The organism is Duganella sp. S19_KUP01_CR8 (genome assembly GCF_036688705.1).
GTDB lineage: Bacteria > Pseudomonadota > Gammaproteobacteria > Burkholderiales > Burkholderiaceae_D > Rugamonas.
Genome location: NZ_JAQQPR010000057.1, coordinates 1 through 11,495, shown reverse-complemented (window position 1 = coordinate 11,495; position 11,495 = coordinate 1). Strand labels below are relative to the sequence as shown.

Genomic DNA, 11,495 nt, shown 5'->3' with positions numbered 1-11,495 from the left:
GCAGCGTGTGCACTTTCATCAAACGTCCACACTTATCGACTGTAAATTTTTAAAGAACTTATTCGGTACTGCTTGCTGAAGAAGCGTTGTGTTCATCAGCGAAGAGGCAAGATTATGAAGTGTTTCGTTTATCTCGTCAAGCCTGTTTTTTCTCCGCTCTTCGCTGCATTTGCATGCTGCGTTTTGCGGGGAGGCGAACTATAGCAAAGGCAGGGCGAAACTACCAAGGTTTATTTTCCGCTCGCGCTTCGTTTGCGCTACAGTGGGCAATAGAGCCGATAACGGCCAGCCGGAGACCGAGACAACATGGAACGCCAAACCGCGCCACATCGCACCACGGCATGGGAAGACAGCATGCCGCTGATTATCGAATCCTCGCACCAGCGATCGCAGAAGTTTGGGCTACGCCCCGACTCCTCCGTCGACTTCGGCCCGGTGCCGAAGACGGACCTGTCACTGCTGCTGGAGCAGAACCGCATGCTGCACACCCACGCCGTGCCGGCGATGGAGACGCTGTACCAGCAAATCGTCAACACCCACAATATGGTGCTGCTCACCGATGCGAATGGCGTGATCGTCCACTCGCTCGGCGATGACGACTTCCTGGAGAAAGCCAGCCGCGTCGCCCTGAAACCCGGCGCCGCCTGGTCCGAACAAAGCAAGGGCACCAATGCGATCGGCACCGCGATCGCGGAACAGGCGGCAGTGCTGGTCCACGCGGACCAGCACTACCTGACCGCCAACCACTTCCTGACCTGCTCCGCCGCGCCGATCGCCGACCATCTTGGGAACGTCATCGGCGTGCTGGATGTCTCCGGCGACCAGCGCAGCTTCCACAAGCACACCATGGCGCTGGTGCGCATGTCGGCGCTGATGATAGAGAACCAGTTGTTCTCCGCCACCTTCGAGGACGTGATCACCTTGCACTTCCATGCGCGGCCGGAGTTTATCGGCACGCTGATGGAAGGCATCGCCTCCTTCTCGCCCGGCGGCCGCTTCCTGGCGGCCAATCGCAATGGCCTGTTCCAATTGGGCCTGTCGTACAGGGAGCTGCAATCGCACACATTCAGCTCCCTGTTTGGATTGCCCGTCTCCGCGCTGTACGAGCACTATCGCACCGCATCGCCCGGCCTGCTGAACCTGTGCATGCACAGTGGCGTGCGCGTGGCCGGCCGCGCGCAGCTGCGGATCTCCAACAGCGTATTCCAGCAATCGCTGACGCACGAACGCCCCAGCGCCGTCGCCGCCAACCAGGCGGCTGCGGCCAAGCGCCGCCTCTCCGGCCTGCGCTACCTGCGCACCGGCGATCCGCAGCTGGAACTGGTGATCGACAAGGTCACCCGCGTGCTGGGACACGACATCCCTATCATGATCATGGGTGAAACCGGCACCGGCAAGGAACTGCTGGCGCAGGCGATCCACAACGATTCGCCGCGCGCCATGAATCCCTTCGTGGCCGTCAACTGCGCCTCGATACCCGAGACGCTGATCGAATCCGAATTGTTCGGCTATGAAGACGGCGCCTTCACCGGCGCGCGCAAGAAAGGCGCGGTCGGCAAGATCCTGCAAGCGAACGGCGGCACGCTGTTCCTCGACGAGATCGGCGACATGCCATTCAGCTTGCAGGCGCGCCTGCTGCGCGTGCTACAGGAGCGCATGGTGACACCGCTGGGCAGCGACAAATCCATACCGGTGAACGTGGAGCTGATCTGCGCGACCAATCACAATCTGCGCAACCGCATCGCGCAAGGCCTGTTCCGCGAGGATTTGTATTACCGCTTGAATGGATTGGTGGTGAAGCTGCCACCGCTGCGCGAACGCAGCGACCTTGAGACCGTGGTCAAGAAAATCCTGGCGACCGAATCGAACAACGGCCGCTATCACGTCTCGCAGGAACTGCTGCAGCTGTTCCGCCGTCACCGCTGGCCTGGCAATTTCCGCCAGCTGACCAATCTGTTGCGCACGGCGATCGTGATGGCGGGCGACGAGCACGAGATCTGCCTGTCCCACATGCCGGACGACTTCCTTGACGATATGGAACAAGCGCCGGCCCAGGAGGAGATAACCGCCAGCAGCGCCAACCTCGAAGAGCTGGAGCAGTCGGCCATATTAAAATCGCTGGCGGCGCACGGTGGCAATGTCTCCGCCACCGCGCGCGCCCTCGGGGTATCGCGTAACACCATCTACCGCAAGGTGCCCAACCTGAAATAACTAGGGCGATGGCTTCAACACAGCCATTTCCTCGTCGGTGAACAGGCGCGAGCGGGTCAGGAAGCGCCTGCCCGTGCCGTTATCGAGCGAGAACATGCCGCCGTTGCCGTCGACGACGTCGATGATCAATTGCGTATGCTCCCAGTACTCGAACTGTTCGCAGCCCATGTAGAACGGCGCCCCATCAAGGTTACCAAGATAGACATCGGTATCGCTGATGTTGAACTCTCCCGCCGGATAACACATCGGCGTGCTGCCGTCGCAGCAGCCGCCGGACTGGAAAAACATCAGCGGCCCGTGACGGCTACGCAGCGCGGCGATCAATTCGAACGCCGCCGGCGTGGCCATGACACGGGCGATGATGTGGCTCATGGCTAGAAGAAGCCCAAGGCGTTGGGGCTATAGCTGACCAGCAGGTTTTTGGTCTGCTGATAGTGGTCCAGCATCATCTTGTGATTTTCGCGGCCGATGCCCGACTGCTTGTAGCCGCCGAACGCCGCATGCGCTGGGTACAGGTGATAGCAATTGGTCCAGACGCGGCCAGCCTGGATCGCGCGGCCGACACGGAAGGCGCGCGATCCGTCGCGGGTCCACAGGCCGGCGCCCAGGCCGTACAGCGTGTCGTTGGCGATGCGCAGCGCATCCGCTTCATCCTTGAACGTCGTCACCGACACCACCGGCCCGAAGATCTCTTCCTGGAAGATGCGCATCTTGTTATCGCCCTTGAACACCGTCGGACGCACGTAGTAGCCATCCTTCATATCGCCCGCCTGGACATTGCGTCCGCCGCCGGCCAGCAATTCCGCGCCCTCCTGCTTGCCGATGTCGATATACGACAGGATTTTTTCCAGCTGCTCCTGCGAGGCCTGCGCGCCCAGCATGGTGCTGGCGTCCAGCGGATTGCCTTGCTTGATCGCGGCCACGCGGGCCAGCGCGCGCTCAATGAACTTCTCGTAGATCGATTCCTGGATCAGCACGCGCGATGGGCAGGTGCACACCTCGCCCTGGTTCAGCGCGAACATCGCAAAGCCTTCCAGGCACTTGTCGAAGAAGGCGTCGTCGGCGTCCATCACGTCGGCAAAGAAGATGTTCGGCGATTTGCCGCCCAGTTCCAGCGTGACCGGGATCAGGTTCTGCGCCGCGTATTGCATGATCAGGCGGCCGGTGCCCGTCTCACCGGTGAAGGCGATCTTGGCGATGCGCTTGTTGGAGGCTAGCGGCTTGCCTGCTTCCAGGCCAAAGCCGTTCACCACATTTAATACGCCGGGCGGCAGCAGGTCGGCAATCAGCTCTATCAGCACCATGATCGACGCCGGCGTCTGCTCGGCAGGTTTCAGCACCACGCAGTTACCAGCGGCCAGCGCCGGCGCCAGCTTCCATACCGCCATCAGGATAGGGAAGTTCCACGGGATGATCTGGCCGACCACGCCCAGAGGCTCGTGGAAGTGGTAAGCATAGGTCTCGGAGTCGATCTGCGCGACCGAACCTTCCTGCGCGCGGATGCAGCCGGCGAAGTAGCGGAAGTGGTCGATCGCCAGCGGGATATCGGCGGCGGTGGTTTCGCGGATAGGCTTGCCGTTGTCGATGGTCTCGGCGGTGGCGATCAGCGCCAGGTTGGCCTCCATGCGGTCGGCGATTTTATTCAGGATGTTGGCGCGCTCGGTTTGCGAGGTTTTGCCCCAGGCGTCTTTGGCGGCATGGGCGGCGTCCAGCGCCAGCTCGATGTCCTCGGCGGTGGAGCGCGCCACTTCGCAAAATACCTGGCCGGTGATCGGCGTGATGTTGCCGAAGTATTCGCCCTTGACCGGCGCAACGAATTTTCCGCCGATGTAATTGTCGTAGCGCTCTTTGAAGGGATTGGCGACGCCCAGTTTGCTGATGTCTGCAAGATTCATGTCATCCTCTTTCTGCTGTGGTTATGAGCCGCTTGGTGCGGCGGAGTAGTACGCCACGTTCTTTTCGCAAGCATCGTGCCAGCGGCAATGCCCGGGAAAACAGGGCTATACGCGCTTCCAGGCTGTGACAACTGTTCACTTTTGACACAGTTGTCTATTCCTGAAATACTGACTGCACGACTGGAGAACACATGAAGCACCACCCTTTTCAATTGCAAGCGTTCGCCGCACTGTGCATGGCCGGCGCCGCGACGCTGGCGACGGCCGATGAAACGCCCGACGTGGTCATCGTCAGCGCCACCCGCGTCGGCCACTCCGTTTTCGAGATGCCGGCCGCGATCGACGTCGTCGATGCCGACCGCATTCATGCAAGCCAACCTGGCGTCAACGCATCCGAAGCGTTGGCGGCGGTGCCTGGCCTGGTGGCCCAGAACCGGCAGAACTATGCGCAGGATCTGCAAATTTCCTCGCGTGGCTTTGGCGCCCGTTCCGCCTTCGGCGTACGCGGCGTGCGGCTGATCGCGGACGGCATCCCGGCCAGCATGCCGGACGGCCAAGGCCAGGCCGCCACCTTCAACCTCGACATCGCCGAACGCATCGAAGTGCTGCGCGGGCCATTCTCCGCAATCTACGGCAATCACTCCGGCGGCGTGATCCAGCTGTTCACCCGCGACGGCGATGGCGCGCCCACAGTGGAAACCAATCTGACAGCAGGCAGCTACGGCAGCCGCAAGATCGACGTCAACGCGCAAGGCAGGCAAGCGGGTATCGGCTATGTGCTGGACGCGTCGCGCTTCGAAACCGACGGCTACCGCGCCCACAGCGCCGCCACCCGCGAACAGGCCTTCGCCAAGTTGACGCTGGCCCCGACGGCCGGCGCCAAGCTGGCCATCGTCGCCAACGCACTGCGCCAGGACGATACGCAGGATCCGCTGGGCGTGACCTGGGCCACCTATCGGCGCGATCCGCGCGCGGGAGAAATCGATGCCACCGATACCCAAGTGCCGAAGCGCACGCTGGCTGACCGCTACAACACCCGCAAAAGCATAGACCACCAGCAGATCGGCGCCAGCTGGGAGCAGCGCTTCGGCGACGACCGCCTGCGCCTGACCAGTTACAGCGGCAATCGGCAAGTGGTCCAGTACCAGGCGTTCTCCAAGGCGTTCCAGGCGCCGCTGACCCACTCCGGCGGCGTGGTCGATTTCGACCGCGACTTTTATGGCGCGGATGTGAGCTGGCTGCACGCCAGCCAGCTTGCAGGCGGCAAGCTAAGTACCACGGTGGGCGTGGAATACGGCCGCTCCACCGACGGCCGCAAGGGCTTTGAAAACTTCATCGGCATCCAGTTCGGCGTGAAGGGTGCGCTGCGGCGCGACGAGAGCGACAAGGTATCGAGCCTTGATTCCTACCTTCAGGCCGAGTGGCAATCCGGCGCATGGATGCTGAGCGCGGGCCTGCGCCATAGCAGCGTCAGATTCTCTGTCGACGATCATTTCCTCAGTAACGGCAATGACAGCGGCAACCTCCATTACAGCCACACCACGCCGGTGCTGGGAGTCCTGTACCACTGGGCGCCGGCACTCAACGTGTACGCCAGCGCCGCGCGTGGCTTCGAAACGCCGACACTGAACGAGTTGTTTTATTCCGGCGTTGCCGGCGGCTTCAACTTCGGCCTCCAGTCGGCGCAAAGTACGCATCTGGAGACCGGCATCAAGGCCCGCCTGGACGAGCGTACCCGCATCAACGCCGCCTTGTTCCAGGTCCGCACCAGCGATGAACTGGTGGTCGACAACAGCAGCGGCGGGCGCACCAGCTATCGCAATGCCGGCAGCACGCTGCGCCAAGGGATGGAACTGTCGCTCGATTCATCGTGGAGCAATGGCTTGAGCACCCGGCTGGCGCTCACCACTTTGCGGGCGATCTACGACAGGGGCTATGGCGTGGTGTCGGAAGGCAGCCGGCTGCCCGGCGTCCCCAACGCCAATGCGTACGGCGAGCTGGCATGGAAGGGCACGGACGACCGCTACAACGCCGCGTTGGAGGCGGTCGCCAGTAGCAAAATCTACGCGGAGGACGCCAACGCCGATCAGCCGGCGCCCGGCTACGGCGTGCTCAATGCGCGCGTCGGCGCCAGCCAGCAGTGGCGAGGGTGGCGCTTCAAACAGTTTGCGCGCTTGAACAATCTGCTGGACAGGCAGTACGTGGGTTCACTGATCGTCGGCGACACCAACAAACGTTATTACGAAGCGGCGCCGGGACGCAACTGGCTGCTGGGAGCCAGTGCAAGGTATCAGTTCTAACGCAGGCTGACGGTCTGGCGTTTCCAGGCCGGGTCCTGCCAACGATAGAACATGCTGAGCGACGATGGCTTGTCCGCCGTCTTCAACGTCGCCAGCGTGTTGATCTCCACCAGTTCGAAGCTGCGCTTGAATTTGCCATCGATGCGGGCCTCCCGCGCCACCAGCATGTTCTGCGATCCGGGCACCCAGCCGGCGAATTCGGCATAGCCAATATCGGGATCGGCGGCGGCCGGCGGCAGCACGTCGACCAGCCAACCGGCGCTGGTCTGATGGAACAGCCACATCTCGCGCCAGCCATCCATCGGCTGCACCGCCAACGACAGCGCCGTTCCCTGCGCATTGGCACGCGCGGAGGCCAGCCACACCACGCCATAACTGCAACGACGGGCCAACGCGTGCTGCTGATCGTGCTTTGCATCGACCAGCGCGACACAGGTTTCGCCCAGCTGCCCGGCCACTATCAGCACCCGCAGGCCACTCTGCGGCGTTGGCGCCACCTGCGCCTTGATGGCCACCGGCGGGAGCTGCGCCGTGCTCTCCGCCGCCCAGCGCACACTACCTACGCGCACACCCGCTTCGGCAAAGGCCGCAGTATCGTCCTCGGTCAGCTCCGCAGGTTCCACCATCCCCAGTTCATCCAGCGCACGCTGGGCGGACCGGTAGGCCTGCTCGCCCTTGCGCGCCCGCGCAAACGCCACCGACGACCACACCGCTGCGCGTCGCATGTGGATGCGATTGCGCACATTCGGCGGCAGGTCTTTCATGTCGACGCGCTCCAGCACCTCGGCGCGCCAGTCATCCAGTGCCACGCGCGCACCGGGCCGCAGCGCCGGGTCGACGCACTCCTGCCGCGTCAGTCCCAGCACCGCCGTCGCGCGCTGCTGCGGCTCCGATAGCATCGCCAATACACGCCTGAAGGCTTCGCCGTCGTAGCACAACTGCATGCGTCCTTCGCGTTCAAAGCTGCGGATGCCGACGCCATAGTTGGCTACAGCTTCCAGATGCGCTGCGATCGTGATATCGCCTTGCTTGCTCTGCTTTGAAGAGGCGCGCCGCGCCAGCCGCTCGGCCATCGTGCCCAACGCATCGAACGGCTCCGCCGTGATCGCGGCCGCCGGCGCCGCTTTCAGGTAGGCCGCCGCATAGCTGATCCCCAACGATTCGGCGCCCGGCGTATCGCGCAGGAAGCGCACCACCGACAGCAGTTCAGGTGCATCGGTAGGCGCCAGCGATACCCTGCGCACTTGCGAAGCGCGTATGTAGCCAGCCCGCTCGCGGCGGTAGTCGTAGACCTGCAAGAAGTCCTGCTTCTCGCCGCGTATTTCCAGGCTGTCGCCCTGCCACAGGACGGCCTGCTGCTGCGCAGTGTCCCTCGGTGCGGCGCGCAGTGCGGCCTGATCCTGCGTAACGATCGCCAGTACGGCGGCAGCTGCAATCATCGACATGATTATTGTCCTTCCTTGGCACTGTCCGCAGCTTCAGTACTGACTGTCGCCATGCGCGGCTGCTTGCCCTGCAGGCTGCCCAACAGCGCCGAGCCGATAAACCCGCCATCGGTCGGCGACGGCGCGATGATGACCGATACCTTGTCCGACAATTTATCGGCCATCGTCTTCTGGATCAGCAGCGGATTGCGGGTAATCAGATCGCCCTCGCGCTCCATCTGCGCTGCGGCCACCTTGCCGACCAGCTCCTGGCGGTAGGCTTCCGCGTCCGCCAGCTTGCGGCGCGAATCGGCTTCGCCGGTGGCTTCAATGACGCGCGCCTGCGCATTGCCCTCCGATGTTTTGATGCGCGCCATCTTCTCGGCTTCCGCTTCCAGCTTGCGTTGCTCGATCTGCTTCTGCTTGAAAGGCAGCACATGCGCCATCGCCTGCTCCTGCGCCCTGGCCGCGATGATCTGTTCGTTGCCGGCGGCTTCGGCGGCCTTTTCGCGACGGATCTTGTCCGCATCGGCTTCAAGCGCGGTCTGCTTGACCTGCTTCTCCTTCAGCTCCAGCGTGTAACGCATCTTCTCCGTTTCCAGTTCTTCGGCCAGCAGCTTTTCCATGCCGGCCTGGTACTCTTCCGGCAGCGTGATCTTGCCGATGGTGATGCCGCGCAGCGTAATGCCGTCAGCAGCCAGCTTGGGCTTGAGCTCCGCCTCGATCGCCTGCTGGATCTCGGCGCGCTTGGTCGAGAATATCTCGCGCACGGTGTAACGGGTGAACACCTTGTAGATCACGCCCTGCACCGCCGGCTCGACGATGGAGCCATTGATATCCGGTGGCAGCGACTGCGCCATGGCTGCTACACGATTCACATCCAGCGCATAGCGCACCGACATGTCCACGCCCAGCGCCAGGCCTTCGACCGACTGAAACGGCGCCTGGTCGTTGCCGGCCGGGCGGTACACCTGGTCACGCAGCGAAACCTGGCGCAACACATGCACACCGGGCACCATGAACACCGCGCCATCACGCACGGTGATGGCGGAACCGGTCAACTGGTTGATGCGGATACCCAGGCTGCCGTTCGCCACTTTAGCCATCGGCGGATGCGTGGCCAGACCATAGACGGCGGCGCCGGCCAGGCCCAACGCCACCAGCATCGCGCCGTTGCGGCGCATGCCGTTCACCGCAGCGCCGGCGCCGCCGCTTAAAGTCGCGCGCACCGCCCGCACCATCCGTTTGATCCGTTCTGCCATGATATTCACCTTCTGCTGGTTGTTTAAGTTCAGGGCCTATCCCTGAGCTGCATGGTGCGCCGGATGTGGCGGAAGTATCAACGCTGCCGCCGTCCGGCTATGCTACGGCCGCGTGAAGAAATCCTCACAGCCGATTTGTGACTTTTCCCGTAAAAGCGTGGATACTCGCTGCATTGACAGTCAGTGGAGTACAGCATGGCCAAAGTCGCCGTCATCGAGGACGATCTGCCAACCAGCAATCAGCTGCGGGCCTGCACGATCTGCTACGCCGGGTACGGGAAGATGTTGAGCGCGAAAACATCCGCGCCGAACAGGAGCGTGACATGTGGCATGCGGTTGGCCACGAGATCATGTCGCCCCTGCAGTCGCTGATGGTGCTGCATGGCGGCCCTGACGACGAAAGCCATCGCTACATCACCCGCATGCAGCAGGCGATCCGCGTGCTGTATGGCCGGGCATCGCCAAGCGAAGCGTTTCAGTCATCCGAACTTCAGGTCACGGAGGTTGATTTGACGGCCTTCCTGCAGAACGTCGCCGAGAATGCATCGTGTATCGGCATTCACGACGTAGTATTCCAGGGAGCGGCCGAAGCGTTGATCGCACGGGCTGACGAGTACTCGCTGGAAGACGTCGTCACTCATGTGCTGCGCAACGCCGAACGTTATCGCGTGCAGGGCAGCGCGATCACCATCGCATTGGAAGGCAGCGACACCGGCGCGACGATCACCATTCACAATCGCGGACCGCAGATAGCACCCGACATGATCACCAAGATTTTTGAATACGGCGTGTCGGACCAGCCGGAGTCCGGGGCCAACGGCAATCGTGGCCAGGGCCTGTTTGTCGCGCGCACCTATATGGCCAAGATGGGTGGCACGATCGTCGCGCAAAATCAGGCCGATGGCGTATCCTTCATACTCAATCTACAGCGCAGCGGCTGACATGACATCCTCAACATCGCCGAAGTATGACGCCATCGTAGTCGGCAGCGGGCCAGGCGGCGCCAGTGTCGCGCGTGAATTGGCGCGCCGGCAGTTGCGCGTTCTGGTGCTGGAACAAGGCAGCGCCGCGCCACTGCAAGGAACGCTGTCGCAAATGGCCGGCATTGCCGCCGTGCCTGGCAAGGGAGCGTTTATCCATCGTGACGCTTCACTGCTGGTGAGCGGTATCGCCGCCGGCGGCACATCGACCATCAATTTCGCCACCGCCGCACCGCCACCGCTGGCGATGTTTGCAGCGCACGACATCGATCTTGCGCCGGCACTGGAATCGTTGCGCGCCGAACTACCGATGGGGCCTTTGCCTGATAACCTGATCGGCCCCATGGCCCGTCGTATCCAACTGGGCGCCGAAGCGCAACAGCTGGCATGGCGCAAACTCGACAAGATGATACGGCCGCAGATTTGCCGCACCGGTTGCTGGCGTTGCGTGTACGGCTGCCCGTTCGGCGCCAAGTGGACCGCGCGCGATTTCCTTGACGAAGCGCGGCAGCTCGGCGCGACGTTGATCGACCAGGCTAAAGTCGAACAGGTCATCGTTGAAAACGGCCGTGCTACCGGCGTGCGCTATCGTCGCAATGGCATTGTGCAGTTGGTGTTAGCAGAAAATGTGATCCTGGCCGCCGGCGGCATCGGTACACCACGGCTGCTGCATCGCTCAGGTCTGCATCCAGCCAGCAGTCCGTTCTTCAGCGATCCGGTGATCGCCGTCATGGGCCAGGTGGACGATATCGACGGCGGCGCCGAAGTGCCGATGGCATCCGGCTTGTACCTGCATCAAGAAGGCATTGCGTTGGCGGATATGACGTTGCCGAAGCCGATGTACCAGGCCTTCGCCGCACAGGTTGGACGCGTGGACCGACTGATGGCGCACGCGAAAACGCTGACATTGATGGTCAAGATACGTGACGACATCGGTGGCGGTATCGGCCCGCGATGGGTCGACAAAACACTGACGCCAGCCGACCGCCGCAAGCTGGCGGCCGGTGTGGATATGGCGCGCGGCATATTGCGGGCCGCCGGCGCCAGGAAGATATTCAAGAGTTGGCACTTCGCTGCGCATCCAGGCGGCAGCGTGCGCATAGGTGTAGGCGTGGACAGTACGCTGCAAACCAGCACCACCAATCTCTACGTCTGCGATGCATCGGTGATTCCGCAACCGTGGGGACTGCCTCCGACGTTGACGTTGCTATGCCTCGGCAAACGCTTGGGGCAATATCTTTAGACGCCCCCCCACCTGCACAGAGCGCGATCTTGAGCGCGTTCTGGCTGGTGGGGGTTTTTAGATAGTGAAGCGCGGCAGTGCCGCGCTGAACAAATGGCCGTGGAATGCGAAAAACCCCACCAAGATCACTTGGTGGGGTTCTTCTATATAACTAGCCTGACGATAACCTACTTTCACACT

Annotated in this window: 7 protein-coding genes and 1 pseudogene; 4 read left to right on the top strand and 4 right to left on the bottom strand. The window is 62.5% G+C overall.

The annotated features are described in order from the left end of the window. Nucleotides 1-306: 306 nt before the first annotated feature. Nucleotides 307-2,211: a sigma-54-dependent Fis family transcriptional regulator gene (locus tag V6M89_RS30015; protein ID WP_332856651.1), complete on the top strand. Its 1,905-nt coding sequence runs from the start codon at nucleotides 307-309 to the stop codon at nucleotides 2,209-2,211. Here V6M89_RS30015 and V6M89_RS30010 read toward each other — a convergent pair whose 3' ends face one another. Both V6M89_RS30010 and adh read right to left on the bottom strand, forming a co-directional pair. Next, a complete protein-coding gene (locus V6M89_RS30010; protein ID WP_332856650.1) occupies nucleotides 2,212-2,583 on the bottom strand; it encodes a DUF779 domain-containing protein in 372 nt (123 codons plus the stop codon). It lies immediately after the preceding gene. 2 nt (nucleotides 2,584-2,585) lie between these two features. Then, nucleotides 2,586-4,106: an aldehyde dehydrogenase gene (gene adh, locus V6M89_RS30005; protein WP_332856649.1), complete on the bottom strand. Its 1,521-nt coding sequence runs from the start codon at nucleotides 4,104-4,106 to the stop codon at nucleotides 2,586-2,588. Nucleotides 4,107-4,297: 191 nt separating this feature from the next. On the opposite strand from adh, the gene V6M89_RS30000 reads away from it, so the two are divergent. Further along, nucleotides 4,298-6,406, top strand: coding sequence for a TonB-dependent receptor family protein (locus V6M89_RS30000; protein WP_332856648.1), 2,109 nt, complete (start codon nucleotides 4,298-4,300; stop codon nucleotides 6,404-6,406). Here V6M89_RS30000 and V6M89_RS29995 read toward each other — a convergent pair. Both V6M89_RS29995 and V6M89_RS29990 read right to left on the bottom strand, forming a co-directional pair. Further along, nucleotides 6,403-7,851: a hypothetical protein gene (locus V6M89_RS29995; protein ID WP_332856647.1), complete on the bottom strand. Its 1,449-nt coding sequence runs from the start codon at nucleotides 7,849-7,851 to the stop codon at nucleotides 6,403-6,405. The genes V6M89_RS30000 and V6M89_RS29995 overlap by 4 nt on opposite strands. Before the next feature lie 2 nt (nucleotides 7,852-7,853). Beyond that, nucleotides 7,854-9,092, bottom strand: coding sequence for an SPFH domain-containing protein (locus V6M89_RS29990; protein ID WP_332856646.1), 1,239 nt, complete (start codon nucleotides 9,090-9,092; stop codon nucleotides 7,854-7,856). A gap of 242 nt (nucleotides 9,093-9,334) precedes the next feature. Between V6M89_RS29990 and V6M89_RS29985 the strand changes: the two are divergent. Both V6M89_RS29985 and V6M89_RS29980 read left to right on the top strand, forming a co-directional pair. Beyond that, nucleotides 9,335-10,033: pseudogene (locus V6M89_RS29985) on the top strand (sensor histidine kinase); the annotation flags it as partial. Nucleotide 10,034: 1 nt separating this feature from the next. Further along, nucleotides 10,035-11,315, top strand: coding sequence for a GMC family oxidoreductase N-terminal domain-containing protein (locus tag V6M89_RS29980; protein ID WP_332856645.1), 1,281 nt, complete (start codon nucleotides 10,035-10,037; stop codon nucleotides 11,313-11,315). Nucleotides 11,316-11,495 lie beyond the last annotated feature (180 nt).